We start from the raw sequence: 19522 nt of genomic DNA, 5'->3' as shown, positions 1-19522 counted from the left end.
AGCCTGCCAGAGTGAGCTCCCCAGACGCCGATCAGACCGCTCCCGAGGTGTTGCGGCAGTGGCAGGCACTGGCCGAGGAGGTGCGTGAGCACCAGTTCCGTTATTACGTGCGGGACGCGCCGATCATCAGCGACGCGGAATTCGACGAGCTGCTGCGCCGTCTGGAAGCCCTCGAGGAGCAGCATCCCGAGCTGCGCACGCCCGATTCGCCGACCCAGCTGGTCGGCGGTGCCGGCTTCGCCACGGATTTCGAGCCCGTCGACCATCTCGAACGAATGCTCAGCCTCGACAACGCGTTCACCGCCGACGAACTCGCCGCCTGGGCCGGCCGCATCCATGCCGAGGTCGGAGACGCCGCACATTACCTGTGTGAGCTCAAGATCGACGGCGTCGCGCTGTCTTTGGTCTACCGCGAGGGACGGCTGACCCGGGCCTCCACCCGCGGCGACGGGCGCACCGGCGAGGACGTCACCCTGAACGCCCGGACCATCGCCGACGTTCCCGAACGGCTCACCCCCGGCGACGACTACCCGGTGCCCGAGGTCCTCGAGGTCCGCGGCGAGGTCTTCTTCCGGCTGGACGACTTCCAGGCGCTCAACGCCAGCCTCGTCGAGGAGGGCAAGGCGCCGTTCGCCAACCCCCGCAACAGCGCGGCGGGATCGCTGCGCCAGAAAGACCCGGCGGTCACCGCGCGCCGCCGGCTGCGGATGATCTGCCACGGGCTGGGCCACGTGGAGGGCTTTCGCCCGGCCACCCTGCATCAGGCATACCTGGCGTTGCGGGCATGGGGACTGCCGGTTTCCGAACACACCACCCTGGCAACCGACCTGGCCGGTGTGCGCGAGCGCATCGACTACTGGGGCGAGCACCGCCACGAGGTGGACCACGAAATCGACGGCGTGGTGGTCAAAGTCGACGAGGTGGCGTTGCAGCGCAGGCTGGGTTCCACGTCGCGGGCGCCGCGCTGGGCCATCGCCTACAAGTACCCGCCCGAGGAAGCGCAGACCAAGCTGCTCGACATCCGGGTGAACGTCGGCCGCACCGGGCGGATCACGCCGTTTGCGTTCATGACGCCGGTGAAGGTGGCCGGGTCGACGGTGGGACAGGCCACCCTGCACAACGCCTCGGAGATCAAGCGCAAGGGCGTGCTGATCGGCGACACCGTGGTGATCCGCAAGGCCGGCGACGTGATCCCCGAGGTGCTGGGACCCGTCGTCGAACTGCGCGATGGCTCCGAACGCGAATTCATCATGCCCACCACCTGCCCGGAGTGCGGTTCGCCGTTGGCGCCGGAGAAGGAAGGCGACGCCGACATCCGTTGCCCCAACGCCCGCGGCTGCCCGGGGCAACTGCGGGAGCGGGTTTTCCACGTCGCCAGCCGCAACGGCCTAGACATCGAGGTGCTCGGTTACGAGGCGGGTGTGGCGCTCTTGCAGGCGAAGGTGATCGCCGACGAGGGCGAGCTGTTCGCGCTGACCGAGCGGGACTTGCTGCGCACCGACCTGTTCCGAACCAAGGCAGGCGAACTGTCGGCCAACGGCAAACGGCTGCTGGTCAACCTCGACAAGGCCAAGGCGGCACCGCTGTGGCGGGTGCTGGTGGCGCTGTCCATCCGCCATGTCGGGCCGACGGCGGCCCGCGCCCTGGCCACCGAGTTCGGCAGCCTTGACGCCATCGCCGCGGCGTCCACCGACCAGCTGGCCGCCGTCGAGGGGGTGGGGCCGACCATTGCCGCCGCGGTCACCGAGTGGTTCGCCGTCGACTGGCACCGCGAGATCGTCGACAAGTGGCGGGCCGCCGGGGTGCGAATGGTCGACGAGCGTGACGAGAGTGTGCCACGCACGCTGGCCGGGCTGACCATCGTGGTCACCGGCTCGCTGACCGGTTTCTCCCGCGACGACGCCAAGGAGGCGATCGTGGCCCGCGGCGGCAAGGCCGCCGGCTCGGTGTCGAAGAAGACCAACTATGTCGTCGCCGGAGACTCGCCGGGATCCAAATACGACAAGGCGGTGGAGTTGGGGGTGCCGATTCTGGACGAGGATGGGTTCCGGAGACTGCTGGCCGACGGACCCGCGTCACGAACGTAACGGCACTGCGAATCTCCGCGCGGTTTTTCGCAGTGGCGTTACGCTCGGCGAACCTTGGTTGCCAACGAACCGCTCAGCGCAGCATCGTCGCCACGATGCCGGCTAGATAACCCAACCGCGCCACCTCCGACGGGCGAAATTCCGGGCCTGGCCTGCCCAGCACCACCGCGGTGTGCGTGTCACCCAATGGAGCCGCGACCATGGTGGTATCCATGTCGCGCCAGGCTTGCGGCACCCAGTCGGCGCCGCCGTCCAGCGCCGCGGCCCGCTCGATCGGCAGCCAGGGCGCCGAATTGGCCCGGGTCTCCGGCGCACCTGGGCTGCCGGCCAGACGGTGCAGCTCCCCGCCGGAACTGCGCAACACCGTGCACCAGCTCACCCGGAGCACCCGGGGGGCCTCGTTGACCAGAACCTGGAGCCGTGCGGTCGCGCCCTCAGCCGCGGCCACATGATCGAGCAGTTCCAGCTCGCGGTGGGCTTCCAACAGGCCGGTGTGCGGGCGGACGCTGTCTACCCGGACGCCGTTCAGCGCCTCGGCAGCAGTGATCAGCGTGTCGGGCATCGCTCCCGGGGGCAGTTCGACCACCAGGTCGTCGATCGCATAGCCGTTGCCGCGCTCGACCACGTCGAGCGAGAGGATGTCGGCGCCCACCGAGCCGAGCGCGACCGCCAGCGACCCAAGGCTGCCCGGCCGGTCGGCCAGCTCGATACGCAATAGATACGAACGCACGGCCAACACTGTGGCACAACGATGTATCCACGGCGTTTCGGCAGCCGGCGTCGGCCGTCCGGCCACCCATTAGGCTTTGCGGTCGTGTCCCAGATCTCCCGCGACGAGGTTGCCCACCTCGCCAGGCTTGCCCGGCTGGCATTGACCGAAACCGAGCTGGACAGTTTCGCCGGCCAACTCGACGCCATCCTGACCCACGTCAGCCAGATCCAGGCCGTCGACGTCACCGGTGTGCAGGCCACCGACAATCCGCTCAAGGACGTCAACGTCACCCGCCCGGACGAGACCGTGCCGTGCCTGACCCAGCGTCAGGTGCTCGACCAGGCGCCCGATGCCGTCGACGGCCGCTTCGCCGTCCCGCAGATCCTGGGGGATGAACAGTGACGGACATCATCCGATCCGACGCCGCGACGCTGGCCGCCAAGATCGCCATCAAGGAGGTGTCGTCGGCCGAGATCACCCGGGCCTGCCTGGATCAGATCGAGGCGACCGACGAGACGTACCACGCCTTCCTGCATGTGGCGGCCGATGAGGCGCTGGCGGCGGCGGCCGCCGTCGACAAGCAGGTGGCCGCTGGAGAACCCTTGCCGTCGGCGCTGGCCGGGGTGCCGCTGGCGCTCAAGGACGTCTTCACCACCAGCGACATGCCCACCACCTGCGGGTCAAAAATCCTGGAGGGATGGCGATCTCCCTACGACGCCACGCTGACCGCGCGGTTGCGCGCCGCGGGGATCCCGATCCTGGGCAAGACCAACATGGACGAGTTCGCGATGGGCTCGTCGACGGAGAACTCCGCTTACGGTCCCACCCGCAACCCGTGGAATCTCGACCGGGTACCCGGCGGTTCCGGTGGCGGCAGCGCGGCGGCGCTGGCCGCGTTCCAGGCGCCGCTGGCCATCGGATCCGACACCGGGGGGTCGATCCGCCAGCCGGCCGCGCTGACCGCGACCGTCGGCGTCAAACCCACCTACGGCACGGTGTCGCGCTATGGGCTGGTGGCCTGCGCGTCCTCGCTGGATCAGGGCGGCCCGTGTGCGCGCACCGTCTTGGACACCGCGCTGTTGCATCAGGTGATCGCCGGCCACGACCCGCGCGACTCCACGTCGGTCGACGCCGAGGTGCCCGACGTGGTGGGCGCCGCTAGGGCCGGCGCGGTCGGGGATCTGCGTGGCGTGCGGGTCGGCGTGGTTCGACAGCTGCACGGCGGCGAGGGCTACCAGCCGGGCGTGCTGGCCTCCTTCGAGGCTGCCGTGGAGCAGCTAACCGCGCTGGGCGCTGAGGTCAGCGAGGTCGACTGCCCGCACTTCGACCATGCCCTGGCCGCCTATTACCTGATTCTGCCCTCGGAGGTGTCGAGCAATCTGGCGCGCTTCGACGCGATGCGCTACGGGCTGCGGGTCGGCGACGACGGCACCCGCAGCGCCGAGGAGGTGATGGCGATGACCCGGGCCGCCGGTTTCGGGCCCGAGGTCAAGCGGCGCATCATGATCGGCACCTACGCGTTGTCGGCCGGCTACTACGACGCCTATTACAACCAGGCGCAGAAGGTGCGCACGCTGATCGCCCGCGACCTCGACGCGGCGTATCGGTCCGTCGACGTGCTGGTGTCGCCCACGACCCCGACCACCGCGTTCCGGCTGGGTGAGAAGGTGGACGATCCGCTGGCGATGTACTTGTTCGACCTGTGCACGCTGCCGCTGAACTTGGCCGGCCACTGCGGCATGTCTGTGCCGTCGGGGCTCTCCCCGGACGACGGGTTGCCGGTTGGCCTACAGATCATGGCGCCGGCATTGGCCGACGACCGGCTCTACCGGGTGGGGGCGGCTTATGAGGCCGCCCGCGGCCCGCTACTGAGCGCCATTTAGCGGCGAGCAGACACAGACTCGCATCCGGCGCCCCTCGCCCGTGCGATTCTGTGTCTGCTCGCGCCAGGTCGGCGGCCGCGAGGCAAGATGAGGGTATGCGGATTGGAGTTCTTACCGGAGGCGGCGACTGTCCCGGCCTTAACGCCGTCATCCGTGCGGTGGTGCGTACCTGCCACGCCCGATACGGCTCGTCGGTGGTCGGATTTCAGAACGGCTTTCGCGGGCTGCTGGAGAACCGCCGTGTTCAACTGCACAACGACGACCGCAATGACCGGCTGCTGGCCAAGGGCGGCACGATGCTGGGCACGGCCCGGGTGCACCCCGACAAACTGCGGGCGGGGCTGCCCCAAATCATGCAGACCTTGGACGACAACGGGATCGACGTCCTGATCCCGATCGGCGGTGAGGGTACGCTGACCGCCGCGAGTTGGCTCTCCGAAGAGAATGTGCCGGTGGTCGGGGTGCCAAAGACGATCGACAACGACATCGACTGCACCGATGTGACCTTCGGCCACGACACCGCGTTGACCGTGGCCACCGAGGCCATCGACCGGCTGCACAGCACCGCCGAATCCCACGAGCGGGTGATGCTGGTGGAGGTGATGGGTAGGCATGCCGGCTGGATCGCGCTGAACGCCGGGCTGGCCTCCGGTGCTCACATGACCCTGATTCCTGAGCAGCCGTTCGACATCGAAGAGGTGTGCCGACTGGTCAAAGGCCGTTTCCAGCGCGGGGACTCGCATTTCATCTGCGTGGTCGCCGAAGGCGCCAAACCGGCTCCGGGGACGATCATGCTGCGCGAGGGTGGTCTCGACGAGTTCGGGCACGAGCGTTTCACAGGTGTAGCGGCGCAGCTGGCGGTCGAGGTCGAGAAGCGCATCAACAAGGATGTCCGGGTGACGGTGTTGGGCCACATCCAGCGGGGTGGTACTCCGACCGCCTACGACCGAGTGCTGGCCACCCGATTCGGGGTGAACGCCGCCGACGCCGCGCATGCGGGCGAGTACGGCCAGATGGTGACGTTGCGCGGCCAGGACATCGGTCGGGTTCCGCTGGCGGATGCGGTTCGCAAACTCAAACTGGTGCCGCAGAGCCGTTACGACGACGCCGCCGCCTTCTTCGGTTGACGTCGGGTGCTCAAACTAGGATCGCGGCTATGACTGTTGCTGCCGGGGCAGCCAAGGCCGCAGGGGCTGAACTGCTCGATTACGACGAGGTCGTCGCGCGCTTCCAGCCGGTACTCGGCCTCGAGGTGCACGTCGAGCTGTCCACTGCGACCAAGATGTTCTGTGGCTGCACCACCACATTCGGCGGCGAGCCAAACACCCAGGTGTGTCCGGTGTGTCTGGGCTTGCCCGGTTCGCTGCCGGTGCTCAACCGGGCCGCCGTGGAGTCGGCGATCCGCATCGGGCTGGCGCTGAACTGCGAGATCGTACCCTGGTGTCGCTTCGCCCGGAAGAACTACTTCTACCCCGACATGCCCAAGAACTACCAGATCTCACAGTACGACGAGCCGATCGCCATCAACGGCTACCTGGACGCGCCTTTGGAAGACGGCACCACTTGGCGGGTGGAGATTGAGCGAGCTCACATGGAAGAAGACACCGGCAAGCTCACCCACATCGGCAGCGAGACGGGCCGGATCCACGGTGCCACCGGTTCGCTGATCGACTACAACCGTGCCGGCGTGCCGCTCATCGAGATCGTCACCAAACCCATCGTGGGCGCCGGTGCCCGGGCGCCGCAGATCGCCCGGTCCTATGTGACGGCGTTGCGGGATCTGCTGCGCGCATTAGATGTATCTGATGTCCGGATGGACCAGGGTTCGATGCGCTGTGACGCCAACGTGTCGCTGAAGCCGGCCGGGACGACCGAATTCGGCACCCGGACCGAGACCAAGAACGTCAACTCGCTGAAGAGCGTCGAAGTCGCCGTCCGCTACGAAATGCAGCGCCAGGGCGCTATTTTGGCGTCTGGTGGTCGGATCACCCAGGAAACCAGACACTTTCACGAGGCCGGTTACACCAGCGCGGGCCGCACCAAGGAGACCGCCGAGGACTATCGGTACTTCCCGGAGCCGGATTTGGAGCCTGTCGCGCCCAGTCGCGAGCTGGTCGAGCGACTACGCCAGACGATCCCCGAATTGCCGTGGTTGAGCCGCAGGAGGATTCAGCAGGAGTGGGGTGTTTCCGACGAGGTGATGCGCGATCTGGTCAACGCCGGCGCCGTCGAATTGGTTGCTGCCACCGTCGAGCACGGCGCGTCCAGCGAGGCGGCGCGCGCCTGGTGGGGAAACTTCCTGGCGCAAAAGGCCAACGAGGCCGGCATCGGGCTGGACGAACTGGCCATCACTCCTGCCCAGGTCGCAGCCGTGGTGGCATTGGTCGATGAGGGCAAGCTGTCCAACAGCTTGGCCCGCCAAGTCGTGGAGGGTGTGCTGGCCGGTGAAGGTGAGCCCGAACAGGTGATGACTGCGAGAGGGTTGGCGTTGGTCCGCGACGACTCGTTGACCCAGGCCGCGGTCGACGAGGCCCTGGCCGCAAATCCTGATGTGGCGGACAAGATTCGCGGCGGCAAGGTGGCCGCGGCCGGCGCGATTGTCGGTGCGGTGATGAAGGCGACCCGCGGACAGGCCGACGCGGCCCGAGTGCGCGAACTCGTTCTAGAGGCCTGCGGGCAGGGTTAGTTGCCGTCCGCGGGTAGCGGTTCATCACCGTCAGGGGAGTTGCGACGATACACGTTGAGTGTCCCGATGGTGGCCGCGCGGTCGTACGCATGGCGGAATTCAGGAAGGGCTATCGTGGCGGCGTCGACAGATTGCTCGGTGGTGACCAAGTAGTCGGGTTTGGCCGACAGCCACCGCGAAAATTCGTCGCGTCGGACCGTTTCGTCGGCCCTGGAATCCAGGAGCCCCAGGTAGTCGACCATATTGGCGCGGCCGAAAGAGCCAGCGGCACTGATCTGCGTTGCGGCAACAGCGGGGTGTGCGGTTGCTGTGTCGTGGTCGATCCACTCGGCGATCTCTTGGTAGTGACTGCGAATCTCGTTCCACTGTGCGAGCTGCGGGTCGCGTTTCGCAGCCGCACCGGGTCCTATCCGGGCCCCTGATACCAATCCGGCTGCGGTAATCGCCACCGCAAGGGGCGTCGCAACGCGATCACCTCGCCACACTCCCGCGCCCGACGCAACACCCCTACCGGCCATCACCCATAGTGTCCATGGCCCGCAGTACCACAAATCGTTGTCAGGCATGTGTAGCACTAATCCACATTCGAGTATGCCTATGACAGCGACGACAGTGAGCATCGGGAGCGCGTGTCGGCCGGGTTGAGAAGCCGCGGCGCGACCGTGGTGACTTCCCACGCCAGCGAGGCTGGCCGGGACCCAATCAGGTTCTGATTCCGTGCCCAGATCGTCGCCGATTTGGGGCCGTGACGGCGGCCTCACCGGTCGACGTGATGGCGGTAGCGGCGATTCGCCGACTGAACGCTCGGAAAGAGTGTCAGAAGACGTTGCGCGGATTCATGATCGATGAGTCGTTCGACGAGTTGATGGGGATGCTGGACCACCCGGTGTTTGTGGTGACAACCCAGGCCGATGGTCACCCCGCGGGTTGTCTGGTCAGCTTCGCTACCCAAACGAGCGTGCAGCCCCCGAGTTTTATGGTCGGCCTGCCGAGGAGCACCGGCACCTCCGAGGTGGCGAGCCGATCCGAGCACCTCGCCGTGCACGTGCTTTCGCAGCGGCAGCATGTGCTCGCCGAACTGTTCGGCAGCCAAACGGAGGAGGAGGTCAACAAGTTCGCCCGTTGCTCGTGGCGCGCTGGCCCCTGTGGAATGCCGATTCTCGACGACGCGGCCGCCTGGTTCATCGGTAGGACGGCCAGTCGCAGCGATGTCGGGGATTATGTGGCTTACCTGTTGGAGCCCGTGAGCGTGTGGGCTCCGGAGTGCTCGGAAGATCTGCTCTACCTCTCCGACCTCGACTTTGATGTCGACGACATCGACCCTGGCAAGGAAGCCTCACCCCGGTTCTACGAGCGTGAACGGGGCGACGAGACACGCCGATACGGCGTCGTAAGGTTCACGCTCGACGTGTCCTAACCGGGTCAGGTCTTGTCGTCGTTGTTGCGCGGGAAGCCGCCACCCTGCGGGAACAGCGGGAACACCACATCGTCGAGCTTCTCGGCGTCGCCGGCGGTCTTGTTGACGGTGGCTCCCCAGACGTTGCCGTCCGGCGACATCCGTAATGCCCACGCATGCGCATGAGTGTCTTTGCGGACAACGTCGGGTTCTCCGGTGACCGCACCGGTCGACGGCGCGAGCCGGACCGCCACCGTCAGTTTGGTATTAATCAGGTTGACCAGCACGGTGCCGTCCATCGCGGCACACCCGGCCACGCCGGGCTTGTCCGGCCAGGTCCATACCGTAGAGACCTCCGAGTTCTTGGTGATGCGCTGCAATCGGTCCGCCGTTGGCGTGCGGTCGGCGACATATAGCGAGCCGTCGACCGGATCGATGCACAAGCCGCCGCCGGAGCCGATGCCAGACAGCGCCGTCGTCGGCGGCGTCTGGCCGATGGTGGTGGGCTGTTCGATACGCAGGACCTTACCGGCCAACGATTGGGGATCGGCGGCCAACGCCGGGTCGCCAGCATCCCCGGTCATCACGACCAGCGTGGTGGGACTGGTGAAGATCAGCGCCCCGGTGTTACCGGCAGCACCTTTGGGGATGCCGGTCAGGATGTCCTTGGGGATGTCGCCGTCGGCCACTCGCACCACCCGGTTGTCGGTGGGCGTGCTGATGTAGGCGTACATCAGCCGGTCTTGCGAGTAGGTGGGCGACAGCACAATGTCCATCAAGCCACCGTCACCGGCAGGATCCACGGGGATGACCGTCTTTACCTTCGGCTCGGCGCTGATAGAGATCTCCTCGACGGCACCGGTGATGCGCTCGGCGACCAGTGCGGTCTTGCTGTCGATGCCCATGATCAAGCCGCTGGTGCTCTCAAGGCAGCCTTGCATCACGCCCGGCGCCGGACATTCCTTGGGAAAGGGAACCGGCGGCAGCGGCGGCGGGGGGGGAGGTGTCGAGCTGGGTTGGGGCCGCAGCTCCGGTTCGGTGGTGAACGGCTGAGATTGAGCGTCGTTGAACCGTGCGCAGCCGCTCGATACCAGCACTGCCGCGCACAGCGCGGCGAGTCCGGATCGAACCAACCGCGTTGTCCACATGACCGACAGGCTACGGACATTGTGGGCATCGCCGCCACCTGCCGGGGTGCGCACTGTCGGCATGGCGGCCCAATTGGGGCCTTTTGGTGGGCTGGTCAGGGTCAATGTGCGGATTGTCTGGCGAAAGCGCCGCTCAAATCCCCAATTCGGCACTAAATGGCCTTACCCTGACACGAGTGACCAGTTCGAATGACTCACATTGGCAGCGGCCGGATGATTCGCCTGGGCCAATGCCTGGACGGCCTGTCTCGGCAAGCCTGGTCGACCCCGAGGATGACCTGACGCCGGCCAGATATGCCGGGGACTTTGGCAGTGGAACCACCACCGTTATCCCGCCCTATGATGCCGCTAGCTCTGGTGTCGGCAACTCCGGGTACAGCCTGATCGAAGCTGCGGAGCCGTTGCCCTACGTCCAGCCGCAGCCGGGCCGGCAGGTACCGGCGGGATCTGCCGGAATCGACATGGACGACGACGAGCGGGTACGCGCCGCAGGTCGGCGCGGCACCCAGAATCTCGGGCTGCTGATATTGCGGGTCGGTCTGGGCGCGGTCCTTATCGCCCATGGGCTGCAGAAATTGTTCGGCTGGTGGGACGGCCAGGGTCTGGCCGGATTCCAGAACTCGCTGTCCGACATTGGTTACCAGCACGCCGAGATCCTCGCTTATGTGAGCGCTGGCGGCGAGATCGTCGCCGGAGTGCTGCTGGTGTTGGGTTTGTTTACTCCGCTGGCGGCCGCGGGCGCGCTGGCCTTCTTGATCAACGGCCTGCTCGCCGGCATCTCGGCACAGCATTCGCGGCCCGTCGCGTACTTCCTGCAGGACGGGCATGAATACCAGATCACCCTGGTCGTGATGGCGGTCGCCGTTATCTTGAGTGGTCCCGGCCGCTACGGTCTGGACGCGGCCCGCGGCTGGGCTCATCGGCCATTTATCGGATCGTTTGTAGCGCTGTTGGGTGGCATCGCGGCGGGTATTGCCGTATGGGTGCTGCTCAACGGGGCAAATCCGCTGGCCTGAACGCTGTCATCGGTACGGGTTGGGGACCCGTCCCGAGCTGGCTTCGGTCAGGTGCGGCAGCGTCGCAAAGGTCACCGCGGGCAATCGCAGCTCGGTACCGTCCTTGAGCGTTGCGCGCGCCCAGGACCCGCGGTGGAACCGCAGCCCGTCGATGTCGTCCCAGCGCACCGCGCGGCTGCCGACCAGCGTCCGCACGGTCACGCCCCGCTCGTCGGCGAGCGTGCGGAGCCGAATGATCGATGCCGACAACGCCACCGGAATGACTAACAGCGGGGCGCTCACCGGCCAGGTCAGTACCGGCACCAGCAGACCCAGGGTCAGGAATCCCACGGCGAAGTGCGCCATCGGCGACACCTTGATCACGACCGGCGATGTGGTGGCCACCCCAGCATCATCTCACCGCTTGGTGGGCGTCGAGTTCGCGAGCGTAACGCCACCGCGAAAATTCGCATGGGATTTCGCAGTGCCGTTACGCTCGCGGATCAAGACTGACACCGCGGATTTGACTGCTGAGCTGTGTGAAGGCTACCGTCGGACACTATGGACAAGGCCGGAAAGCCCGGGATGCTCGTAGTAATTGGTCGGCGCGTTGGTGCCTGACTAGCCCAAGCGAGCACCAACGCGACCCTCGTGCAGCAGCTGAGCTGGCGAGGGTTTTTTCTTGTCCACCAACGAGACTTCCAGAGCAATAGAGGATCACACAACAGTGAGCGCACCAACCAAGCCACACTCACCGACATTCAAGCCAGAGCCACACAGCGCGGCGAATGAGCCAAAGCACCCGGCGGCTCGTCCGAAACATGTTGCACTGCAGCAGCTTACCGGTGCACAGGCGGTCATCCGGTCGCTGGAGGAACTCGGCGTCGACGTCATTTTCGGGATTCCGGGCGGTGCGGTGCTGCCGGTGTATGACCCGCTGTTCGACTCGAAAAAGCTGCGCCACGTGCTGGTCCGCCACGAACAGGGCGCCGGGCATGCCGCCAGCGGCTACGCGCACGTCACCGGCCGGGTGGGCGTGTGCATGGCAACGTCGGGTCCCGGAGCGACCAACCTGGTGACCCCGCTGGCCGACGCGCAGATGGACTCGATCCCGGTGGTCGCTATCACCGGTCAGGTCGGGCGGGGGCTGATCGGCACCGACGCCTTCCAGGAGGCCGACATCTCGGGCATCACGATGCCGATCACCAAGCACAACTTTCTGGTCCGCTCCGGTGACGACATTCCGCGGGTGCTGGCCGAGGCCTTCCACATCGCGGCCTCCGGCCGTCCGGGCGCGGTGCTGGTCGACATCCCCAAGGACGTGCTGCAGGGCCAGTGCACGTTCAGCTGGCCGCCGCGGATGGAGCTGCCCGGCTACAAGCCCAACACCAAACCGCACAGCCGGCAGGTCCGCGAGGCCGCCAAGCTGATCGCGGCCGCGCGCAAGCCGGTGCTGTATGTCGGCGGCGGCGTCATCCGCGGTGAGGCCACCGAGCAGCTCCGGGAGCTGGCCGAGCTGACCGGCATCCCGGTGGTCACCACGCTGATGGCCCGCGGCGCGTTTCCCGACAGCCACCGGCAAAACCTCGGCATGCCCGGCATGCACGGCACGGTGGCCGCCGTGGCGGCGCTGCAGCGCAGCGACCTGCTGATCGCGCTGGGTACCCGCTTCGACGACCGGGTGACCGGCAAGCTCGACTCGTTCGCGCCGGAAGCCAAGGTCATCCACGCCGACATCGACCCGGCCGAGATCGGCAAGAACCGCCACGCCGACGTGCCCATCGTCGGTGACGTCAAGGCCGTCATCACCGAACTGATCGCGATGCTGCGCCACCACCACATTCCCGGCACCATCGAGATGGCCGACTGGTGGGCATACCTGAACGGTGTGCGCAAGACCTATCCGCTGAGCTATGGGCCGCAGAGCGACGGCAGCCTGAGCCCGGAATACGTGATCGAAAAGCTCGGCGAGATCGCCGGGCCGGACGCCGTCTTCGTCGCCGGCGTCGGCCAGCACCAGATGTGGGCCGCGCAGTTCATCAGATACGAAAAGCCGCGCAGCTGGCTGAACTCCGGCGGTCTGGGCACCATGGGGTTTGCCATCCCGGCGGCCATGGGCGCCAAGATCGCCCTCCCCGGCACCGAGGTCTGGGCGATCGACGGCGACGGTTGCTTCCAGATGACCAACCAGGAGCTGGCCACCTGCGCGGTCGAGGGCATACCGGTCAAGGTGGCGCTGATCAACAACGGCAACCTGGGCATGGTGCGGCAGTGGCAGAGCCTGTTCTATGCCGAGCGGTACTCGCAGACCGACCTGGCCACTCATTCGCACCGCATCCCCGACTTCGTGAAACTGGCCGAGGCCTTGGGGTGTGTGGGGTTGCGGTGCGAGCGGGAAGAGGACGTCGTCGACGTCATCAACCAGGCGCGGGCGATCAACGACTGCCCGGTGGTGATCGACTTCATCGTCGGTGCCGACGCGCAAGTGTGGCCGATGGTGGCCGCGGGCACCAGCAATGACGAGATCCAGGCCGCCCGCGGCATTCGCCCCCTGTTCGACGACATCACCGAAGGCCACGCCTGATGAGCCCGAAGACGCACACGTTGTCGGTGTTGGTCGAAGACAAGCCCGGCGTGCTGGCGCGGGTGGCGGCGCTGTTCTCCCGGCGCGGTTTCAACATCGAGTCGTTGGCGGTGGGTGCCACCGAGTGCAAGGACAGGTCACGGATGACCATCGTGGTCTCCGCCGAGGACACTCCGCTCGAGCAGATCACCAAGCAGCTCAACAAGCTGATCAACGTCATCAAGATCGTCGAGCAGGACGACGAGCACTCGGTGTCACGGGAATTGGCGCTCATCAAGGTCCAAGCCGACGCCGGCAGCCGCAGCCAAGTGATCGAAGCGGTGAATCTGTTTCGCGCCAACGTGATTGACGTATCCCCGGAGTCATTGACCGTCGAGGCCACCGGTAACCGCGGCAAGTTAGAGGCCCTGCTGCGGGTGTTGGAGCCGTTCGGTATTCGCGAAATCGCCCAATCCGGAATGGTGTCGCTGTCCCGCGGTCCGCGCGGCATCGGCACCGCCAAGTAGCTAGCAGGTAAGGAGAGATTCAGCGGTGGCACTAGAGATGTTCTACGACGACGACGCAGACCTGTCGATCATTCAGGGCCGCAAGGTTGGTGTGATCGGCTACGGCAGCCAGGGGCACGCGCACTCGCTAAGCCTGCGCGACTCGGGTGTGCAGGTGCGCGTCGGGCTGAAGCAGGGTTCGCGGTCGCGGCCCAAGGTAGAAGAGCAGGGCCTGGACGTCGACACTCCCGCCGAGGTCGCCAAATGGGCCGATGTGGTCATGGTGTTGGCCCCCGACACCGCCCAGGCCGAGATCTTCGCAGGAGACATCGAACCCAACCTCAAGCCCGGTGACGCGCTGTTCTTCGGTCACGGACTCAACGTTCACTTCGGCTTGATCAAGCCGCCCGCCGACGTCGCCGTCGCGATGGTCGCCCCGAAGGGACCGGGTCATTTGGTGCGCCGCCAGTTCGTCGACGGCAAGGGTGTGCCGTGTTTGGTTGCGGTAGAGCAGGATCCGCGAGGCGACGGCTTGGCGCTGGCGCTGTCGTATGCCAAAGCGATCGGCGGCACCCGGGCCGGCGTCATCAAGACGACGTTCAAAGACGAGACCGAAACCGACCTGTTCGGTGAGCAAACGGTGTTGTGCGGCGGCACCGAGGAATTGGTCAAGGCCGGGTTCGAGGTCATGGTCGAAGCCGGCTACCCCGCGGAATTGGCCTACTTCGAGGTGCTGCACGAGCTGAAGCTGATCGTCGACTTGATGTACGAGGGTGGCCTGGCGCGGATGTACTACTCGGTGTCGGACACCGCGGAATTCGGCGGCTACCTCTCAGGCCCGCGCGTCATCGATGCCGGCACCAAGGAGCGGATGCGCGACATCCTGCGGGAGATCCAGGACGGTAGCTTTGTCCACAAGCTGGTCGCCGACGTCGAGGGCGGCAACAAACAGCTCGAAGAGTTGCGCCGGCAAAACGCCGAGCACCCCATCGAGGTCGTCGGCAAGAAACTCCGCGACCTGATGAGCTGGGTGGACCGCCCGATCACCGAGACGGCCTAGCTCCTAGGCCGTCTCGACACTGCAGTGATCGTGACCGGCAACCGCCGTGTGCCACGGGGCAGGTCCGCCCCGTTGTGTCACCGGCGTCGCTGCCTTCATCGGGGCTTCATCTGGCGCCGTTAGCGTCGCCTTCGTAACCACGACGACGACAAGAAGGGATGAAGCGATGAGGGTGCTCGTCACCAAACCCGATGGTACTCAGGTGGAAGTGCACCTGGATCAGGGCTTTCGCTTCCTGGGCACGGAGACCGTGGATAACGACTGACAACGGCCACATGCCACAGCGGCGATTGGCTGTGATCGAGTCGCGAACTCATGCCCGACGAGTCGCCGCGGGCAGCGAAACGAGCCGGTGCGCGCGGTCGAATAAGGCACGTTCAGCCAGGCGTGCACAGGTCAGCGCTGCCACCGCGGTGGCGGCGAGCAGCAGGTACATCACCACGATTTGGTAGCGGATCGCGGTCAGCGGGTCGACCCCGGCCAGGATAAGTCCGGACATCGCACCCGGAAGGCTAATCAGCCCAACGACTTTCGTGGAGTCGATCGCGGGTATCAGCGCAGTGCGCAAGGCGGATCGTTGGTGCGGCAAGAACGCTTCGCGTGCGGACTGGCCGAGACACAGCCGCGCCAGCAGCTCGGTCACTCGACCTTCTGGCAGGTCCGGGCGTCCGACGCGAACCTCATTGAGCACCGCATCGGTAAGCACCACGGGAGCCTGCGCAACCAGGCCGACCCGCCGACGTAACACGAGCACATCCAGATCGGTGAGCGGCACACCGTCAAGCCAGACTTTTCCGGACGTCGGATCGATGAGCCGGTTCAGCAACCGCAGCAGCGTGGTCTTTCCCGATCCACTGGCGCCCCGCACCGCACTGCAGCGGCCAGCGGGAAAATGCGCGCTGACCTGCCGCAGCACCGTCGCCTCGTCGCGCACCACGCTGACCCGTTCGAGCAGGAAACCATGCACCGCCATCAGGATGCATCAGCCACACCAGCCCTTATGCGGTTGCATCGGGATTATGACGACTGCAGGTTGGTGGCATCCATCGCCGGGCGCAGCGCCCGCGCCAGGGTGACCGCGTCGTCGACGGCCCAGTAATGCATGTAGAACAGGCGGGGCTCTTCGGTCAGCCCATGGTTGTGCAGTTCCACGATCGTGATGTTGCCGGCACGCATTGCCCGGATGACCTCCTGAACCTCGGGGGCGATCAGGATGAAATCGCCGTTGATCGCTGCGCGACCGCGGCCCACCGGCTGAAAATTGATCACCGTCGTCAGGTTCAGCGACACTGCGGGCAGCACGTGCCCGTCCTCGATGATGGTGTCTTTGCGGGGGATGCTGTACTTCAACAGCCCACCATCTTGGGTTCCCTTGCGGCCCAACGCCTGGTCGACGCCGGCGACGTCGATGTCGACCGGTGGTTGCCGTGCCGGCGGTGGGGTAGGCGGGCCGATCGTTGTGGCATCCAACGCCGCCTTGAGTCCTTGGGCCAGTCGGGCGGCATCACCCATGCCGTGAATGTGGGTCCACCACACCGGCGGGTCTTGCTGCAGCAGATGCTTGTGCAGTGCGGTCTGGGCGATACCATGCGCCTGCAACGCATCGGTGACCTTGGGCAACTCCTCCTCGGTGATCACGAGGTCGCCCATCAGCAGCGTTTCGTTGTTGTCGTATCGGGCGAATGCCGCGTACCCGCCCAACGACAGCCCCGGTTTGATGTCCACACCGTAGGACGTGATGTGAAGGTCATTGCGCGGCAGGTTGATCCGATACGCGGTGTTGTTGTCTCCGAGCTTGCCGCTACGTCCCAGCGCGTCGGCCACCGGCTTCCAGTCGGCATCGGTGGTGGTCACCGCCGAACGAGCTTTGCCGGCGTGGCCGCTGCCCGCTCCACCCTTGGAGCCCGAACTGCACGCCGCCAGTATCACCGCCGCCGCGGTGGTGATCGCGACGATTCTCCCAGCATGTTTGGCGCCCGCCATGCGCGTTCCCTCCATCCGTTGCATCCACGGCGTGGATGGCAGTTCGGTTAGCCATGGTCTATCGGGTGATTATGAAACCACGATGAAGCTCGATCGCACCGATCCGGGCACGGCCAGACGTCCTCATCGACGCCCTGGGCGCGTATCTGCTGGCCGCCGCGGCTCTTCGACCCGTGGAACGCATGCGCATCCGCGCCGCGGGCATCAGCGCCACCGACCCACATGCCCGTCTGCCATTGCCACTGGCTCGAGACGAAATCCGGTATCTTGGAACAACATTCAACGACCTTCTGCAGCGGCTGCAAGACGCGCTCGAGCGAGAACGTCAATTCGTCAGCGATGCGGGCCACGAACTTCGCACCCCCTTAGCCTCCTGACCACCGAACTCGAACTCGCCCTGCGGCGTCCACGAAGCAACCCCGAACTGCTCGCCGCAATCCGCTCGGCTCTCGCGGAAACCACCGACACCGCGCGCACCACCGGCGGCACCGGGCTTGGACTGGCCATCGTCGACACCCTCAGCCAACGCAACCACGCCAGCGTCACCGCCCGAAACCGCGCCGCAGGCGGTGCCGAAATCTCCCTCCGGCTTGCTCTTGGCTGAGCTTAAGCCAAGACGGCTGGTGGAGAACCGCCCCAGCGTGCTGTCACCGGCTAGCCTTATAGACATGCGAGTCACCCGCGTCACCATCGACCCCGACGTGATGGGAGGCATGCCATGCATCCGGGGCTTGCGCATCCCAGTGGCGACTGTGGTCGCGATGGTCGCGGACCAAATGACATCCACCGAGATTCTCGCCGAACTTCCTGAGCTTGAGGAAGCAGACGTCACCGAGGCCCTGCGATACGCAGCCGTGGGTTCCCAATGAAATCCCTTCAGTCCGCACGAACCCGCGGGCAAGGGGTAGACACTACCTCCTCGCCGAACGCCTCACCGCGACAACGAACCCCCGCCATTCTGATGCACACCGTGCACCCGTGATTGAGCACCGTGCCGACGTTCCGGTTGTCGCCGCTGCCGCCTGGCGCGCCTCCGAATAGTCGATGATCGCAAGCTTCGTTATGGCCTCAGCTCATGGCCCAAAGGGGGCATGCGGGTGATGCCGAACTCGGTGCGCAACAGCGTTCGAGCGGCATACCAGCCGCACATGCCGTGCACGCCGGCGCCGGGCGGAGTCGCCGCAGAACACAGGTACACCTTGGGAATCGGTGTGCGCCAGGGATTCAACCGCGGGGTGGGGCCGGCGATCGCGCGCCAGGTCGAGTTGGCGCCGACCGTGATGTCACCGCCGACGTAGTTGGCGTTGTGGTCGGCCATCCGCGCGGCGGGCACGGCGCGGGCCGCCACCACGATGTCACGGAAGCCGGGGGCGAACCGCTCGAGGACGCTGGTTACGGTCTCGGTCGCGTCGAGCGTGGACCCCGACGGCACGTGGGCATAGGTCCAGAACGGACGGCGGCCGGTTTCGTCGATGCGGCCGGGGTCGGCGACGTGCGGACACGCGGCCAGCACCATCGGCCAGTCGGCGTGGCGTCCCGCCGCGACGTCTGCCTCGGCGCGCGCCATCTGGTCACGGGTGCCGCCGAGATGCAGGGTCGCAGCCCGCCGCAGCCGCGGATCCGACCACGGGATCTCGTCGCTGAGCACGAAGTCCACCTTGGCGATGCCAGCGCGAAATCGATAGCGGCGCAATGCTTTGGCATACCGATGTGGAAGCTTGTCGCGGTAAACCCGCAGCAGGGCGGTGGGTGCGGTGTCGAAGACGACCACACTTCTTTGCGGTTCGGTGATCTCGACACCGGCCGCGAGCCGACCACCATGCGCGCGTAGATCGGCGATCAGCGCGTCGGCTATCGCCTGGGTGCCGCCCACCGGAATCGGCCAGCCGACCGAATGGGCCAGCGTTGCCAGCATCAGTCCGGCGCCGGCCGACACCAGTGACGGCAACGGTGAAATCGCGTGGGCGGCAACGCCGGTGAACAACGCGCGGGCATCCTCGCCCGCCAGCGACCGCCAGGCAGGGGTGCCCTGGGCCAGCATCCGCAGCCCGAGACGCAGGACCGAGCCCAGTGCAGTAGGCAAAGACCGCTTGTCGGAGAGCATGAACTCCACGACCGTCTCCGAGTGCGCCACCAACGGGCCCAGCAGGCGCCGCCAGGACGCGCCGTCGTCCAGCTTGGCGCAGGTGTGCGCCAGATCGTGATAGGCGATCGCCGCGGGCCGCCCGGGTAGCGGGTTGGCGTAGGCGATGTCGGGCACGGTCAGCGTCACTCCGCGCGCGGGTAGGTCGAATTCGGCGAAAAACGGCGACGCCAAAGCAAGCGGATGCACCGCGGAGCACACGTCGTGTAAAACTTCGGGAAATTCGAAGTCGGCCGCGCTGCGGGCGCCGCCGCCGAAGGTCGCCTGGGCCTCGACGACCTGCACGTTCAGGCCCGCGCGGGCGCAGATGACGGCCGTGGCGAGCCCGTTGGGTCCGCTGCCGACGACGGTGACGTCCAC

At 66.4% G+C, this 19522-nt stretch carries 19 protein-coding genes and 1 pseudogene; 12 read left to right on the top strand and 8 right to left on the bottom strand.

From position 1 onward, the window contains the following. Nucleotides 1–11 precede the first annotated feature (11 nt). Nucleotides 12–2087 (top strand): NAD-dependent DNA ligase LigA, encoded by a 2076-nt coding sequence (gene ligA / locus FF952_RS15920; protein ID WP_003415263.1) that lies wholly within the window; start codon nucleotides 12–14, stop codon nucleotides 2085–2087. A 73-nt stretch (nucleotides 2088–2160) separates the two neighbouring features. Here ligA and FF952_RS15915 read toward each other — a convergent pair whose 3' ends face one another. Next, nucleotides 2161–2817: an ACT domain-containing protein gene (locus FF952_RS15915; RefSeq protein WP_003901515.1), complete on the bottom strand. Its 657-nt coding sequence runs from the start codon at nucleotides 2815–2817 to the stop codon at nucleotides 2161–2163. A gap of 84 nt (nucleotides 2818–2901) precedes the next feature. Between FF952_RS15915 and gatC the strand changes: the two genes are divergently transcribed. The 4 genes from gatC to gatB all read left to right on the top strand — a co-directional run bounded on the left by gatC (nucleotide 2902) and on the right by gatB (nucleotide 7368). Beyond that, nucleotides 2902–3201, top strand: coding sequence for an Asp-tRNA(Asn)/Glu-tRNA(Gln) amidotransferase subunit GatC (gene gatC, locus FF952_RS15910; protein WP_003415256.1), 300 nt, complete (start codon nucleotides 2902–2904; stop codon nucleotides 3199–3201). Continuing rightward, nucleotides 3198–4682, top strand: coding sequence for an Asp-tRNA(Asn)/Glu-tRNA(Gln) amidotransferase subunit GatA (gene gatA, locus FF952_RS15905; protein WP_003415253.1), 1485 nt, complete (start codon nucleotides 3198–3200; stop codon nucleotides 4680–4682). Before gatC ends, gatA begins: the two co-directional genes overlap by 4 nt. 95 nt (nucleotides 4683–4777) lie before the next feature. Further along, nucleotides 4778–5809 (top strand): ATP-dependent 6-phosphofructokinase, encoded by a 1032-nt coding sequence (locus tag FF952_RS15900; RefSeq protein WP_003415251.1) that lies wholly within the window; start codon nucleotides 4778–4780, stop codon nucleotides 5807–5809. A 29-nt stretch (nucleotides 5810–5838) separates the two neighbouring features. Further along, nucleotides 5839–7368 carry an Asp-tRNA(Asn)/Glu-tRNA(Gln) amidotransferase subunit GatB gene (gene gatB / locus FF952_RS15895; protein ID WP_003415248.1) on the top strand — a complete coding sequence of 510 codons (1530 nt, stop codon included), beginning with the start codon at nucleotides 5839–5841 and terminating at the stop codon, nucleotides 7366–7368. Here gatB and FF952_RS15890 read toward each other — a convergent pair. Further along, on the bottom strand, nucleotides 7365–7988 hold the full coding sequence (locus FF952_RS15890) for an Rv3008 family efflux pump protein (RefSeq protein WP_003899584.1): 624 nt from the start codon (nucleotides 7986–7988) through the stop codon (nucleotides 7365–7367). The two genes, gatB and FF952_RS15890, sit on opposite strands and share 4 nt — an antisense overlap. 193 nt (nucleotides 7989–8181) lie before the next feature. Between FF952_RS15890 and FF952_RS15885 the strand changes: the two are divergent. Beyond that, a pseudogene (locus FF952_RS15885) lies at nucleotides 8182–8785 on the top strand (flavin reductase family protein). Nucleotides 8786–8790: 5 nt separating this feature from the next. On the opposite strand, the gene FF952_RS15880 reads toward FF952_RS15885, so the two are convergent. Further along, entirely contained in the window at nucleotides 8791–9912 is a 1122-nt protein-coding gene (locus tag FF952_RS15880; protein ID WP_003415173.1) for a PQQ-dependent sugar dehydrogenase, read from the bottom strand. A gap of 176 nt (nucleotides 9913–10088) precedes the next feature. Here FF952_RS15880 and FF952_RS15875 point away from each other — a divergent pair, with 176 nt between their 5' ends. Beyond that, complete coding sequence (locus FF952_RS15875) at nucleotides 10089–10928, top strand: DoxX family protein (protein ID WP_003415171.1); 840 nt, start codon at nucleotides 10089–10091, stop codon at nucleotides 10926–10928. Between the two features lie 6 nt (nucleotides 10929–10934). On the opposite strand, the gene FF952_RS15870 is transcribed toward FF952_RS15875, so the two are convergent. Then, complete coding sequence (locus tag FF952_RS15870) at nucleotides 10935–11312, bottom strand: PH domain-containing protein (protein ID WP_003900612.1); 378 nt, start codon at nucleotides 11310–11312, stop codon at nucleotides 10935–10937. A 322-nt stretch (nucleotides 11313–11634) separates the two neighbouring features. On the opposite strand from FF952_RS15870, the gene FF952_RS15865 reads away from it, so the two are divergent. From FF952_RS15865 to ilvC, 3 genes are read left to right on the top strand one after another with little or no spacing between them, the layout of a single operon-like run. Beyond that, the gene (locus FF952_RS15865; RefSeq protein WP_003415168.1) at nucleotides 11635–13491 is read left to right on the top strand and encodes an acetolactate synthase large subunit; all 1857 of its coding nucleotides are present in this window, start codon (nucleotides 11635–11637) and stop codon (nucleotides 13489–13491) included. Then, nucleotides 13491–13997 (top strand): acetolactate synthase small subunit, encoded by a 507-nt coding sequence (gene ilvN, locus FF952_RS15860; RefSeq protein WP_003415167.1) that lies wholly within the window; start codon nucleotides 13491–13493, stop codon nucleotides 13995–13997. The genes FF952_RS15865 and ilvN overlap by 1 nt, the downstream gene beginning before the upstream one ends. Nucleotides 13998–14034: 37 nt before the next feature. Then, the gene (gene ilvC, locus FF952_RS15855; RefSeq protein WP_003899581.1) at nucleotides 14035–15036 is read left to right on the top strand and encodes a ketol-acid reductoisomerase; all 1002 of its coding nucleotides are present in this window, start codon (nucleotides 14035–14037) and stop codon (nucleotides 15034–15036) included. A 313-nt stretch (nucleotides 15037–15349) separates the two neighbouring features. Here ilvC and FF952_RS15850 read toward each other — a convergent pair whose 3' ends face one another. Both FF952_RS15850 and FF952_RS15845 read right to left on the bottom strand, forming a co-directional pair. Then, nucleotides 15350–16009 carry an ABC transporter permease gene (locus FF952_RS15850; RefSeq protein ID WP_003415160.1) on the bottom strand — a complete coding sequence of 220 codons (660 nt, stop codon included), beginning with the start codon at nucleotides 16007–16009 and terminating at the stop codon, nucleotides 15350–15352. 44 nt (nucleotides 16010–16053) lie between these two features. Further along, a complete protein-coding gene (locus FF952_RS15845) occupies nucleotides 16054–17019 on the bottom strand; it encodes a DUF1259 domain-containing protein (protein WP_003901513.1) in 966 nt (321 codons plus the stop codon). 182 nt (nucleotides 17020–17201) lie between these two features. Between FF952_RS15845 and FF952_RS15840 the strand changes: the two genes are divergently transcribed. Continuing rightward, on the top strand, nucleotides 17202–17396 hold the full coding sequence (locus FF952_RS15840; RefSeq protein ID WP_229298038.1) for a hypothetical protein: 195 nt from the start codon (nucleotides 17202–17204) through the stop codon (nucleotides 17394–17396). Here the strand turns inward: FF952_RS15840 and FF952_RS15835 are convergent. Beyond that, nucleotides 17345–17758, bottom strand: a complete 414-nt coding sequence (locus tag FF952_RS15835) for a hypothetical protein (protein WP_223695529.1) — start codon at nucleotides 17756–17758, stop codon at nucleotides 17345–17347. The two genes, FF952_RS15840 and FF952_RS15835, sit on opposite strands and share 52 nt — an antisense overlap. On the opposite strand from FF952_RS15835, the gene FF952_RS15830 reads away from it, so the two are divergent. Next, on the top strand, nucleotides 17688–17888 hold the full coding sequence (locus FF952_RS15830; protein WP_003900610.1) for a DUF433 domain-containing protein: 201 nt from the start codon (nucleotides 17688–17690) through the stop codon (nucleotides 17886–17888). The genes FF952_RS15835 and FF952_RS15830 overlap by 71 nt on opposite strands. Nucleotides 17889–18079: 191 nt before the next feature. On the opposite strand, the gene FF952_RS15825 is transcribed toward FF952_RS15830, so the two are convergent. Beyond that, nucleotides 18080–19522 (bottom strand): phytoene desaturase family protein, encoded by a 1443-nt coding sequence (locus FF952_RS15825; protein ID WP_003415150.1) that lies wholly within the window; start codon nucleotides 19520–19522, stop codon nucleotides 18080–18082.

The organism is Mycobacterium tuberculosis complex sp. N0072, assembly GCF_030323725.1.
In the GTDB taxonomy this organism is placed as follows: Bacteria; Actinomycetota; Actinomycetes; order Mycobacteriales; family Mycobacteriaceae; genus Mycobacterium; species Mycobacterium tuberculosis.
The sequence above is the reverse complement of the archived record's forward strand: the minus strand, read 5'-3'. Positions and strand labels throughout refer to the sequence as shown.

Coding starts and splice junctions, on each gene's coding strand:
- FF952_RS15900 (WP_003415251.1), top strand. CDS start 4,778: ATGCGGATTGGAGTTCTTACCGGAGGCGGCGACTGTCCCGGCCTTAAC.
- gatB (WP_003415248.1), top strand. CDS start 5,839: ATGACTGTTGCTGCCGGGGCAGCCAAGGCCGCAGGGGCTGAACTGCTC.
- FF952_RS15890 (WP_003899584.1), bottom strand. CDS start 7,988: ATGCTCACTGTCGTCGCTGTCATAGGCATACTCGAATGTGGATTAGTG.
- FF952_RS15880 (WP_003415173.1), bottom strand. CDS start 9,912: ATGTGGACAACGCGGTTGGTTCGATCCGGACTCGCCGCGCTGTGCGCG.
- ilvN (WP_003415167.1), top strand. CDS start 13,491: ATGAGCCCGAAGACGCACACGTTGTCGGTGTTGGTCGAAGACAAGCCC.
- ilvC (WP_003899581.1), top strand. CDS start 14,035: ATGTTCTACGACGACGACGCAGACCTGTCGATCATTCAGGGCCGCAAG.
- FF952_RS15850 (WP_003415160.1), bottom strand. CDS start 16,009: ATGGCGGTGCATGGTTTCCTGCTCGAACGGGTCAGCGTGGTGCGCGAC.
- FF952_RS15845 (WP_003901513.1), bottom strand. CDS start 17,019: ATGGCGGGCGCCAAACATGCTGGGAGAATCGTCGCGATCACCACCGCG.
- FF952_RS15840 (WP_229298038.1), top strand. CDS start 17,202: ATGCGCATCCGCGCCGCGGGCATCAGCGCCACCGACCCACATGCCCGT.
- FF952_RS15830 (WP_003900610.1), top strand. CDS start 17,688: ATGCGAGTCACCCGCGTCACCATCGACCCCGACGTGATGGGAGGCATG.
- FF952_RS15835 (WP_223695529.1), bottom strand. CDS start 17,758: ATGCGCAAGCCCCGGATGCATGGCATGCCTCCCATCACGTCGGGGTCG.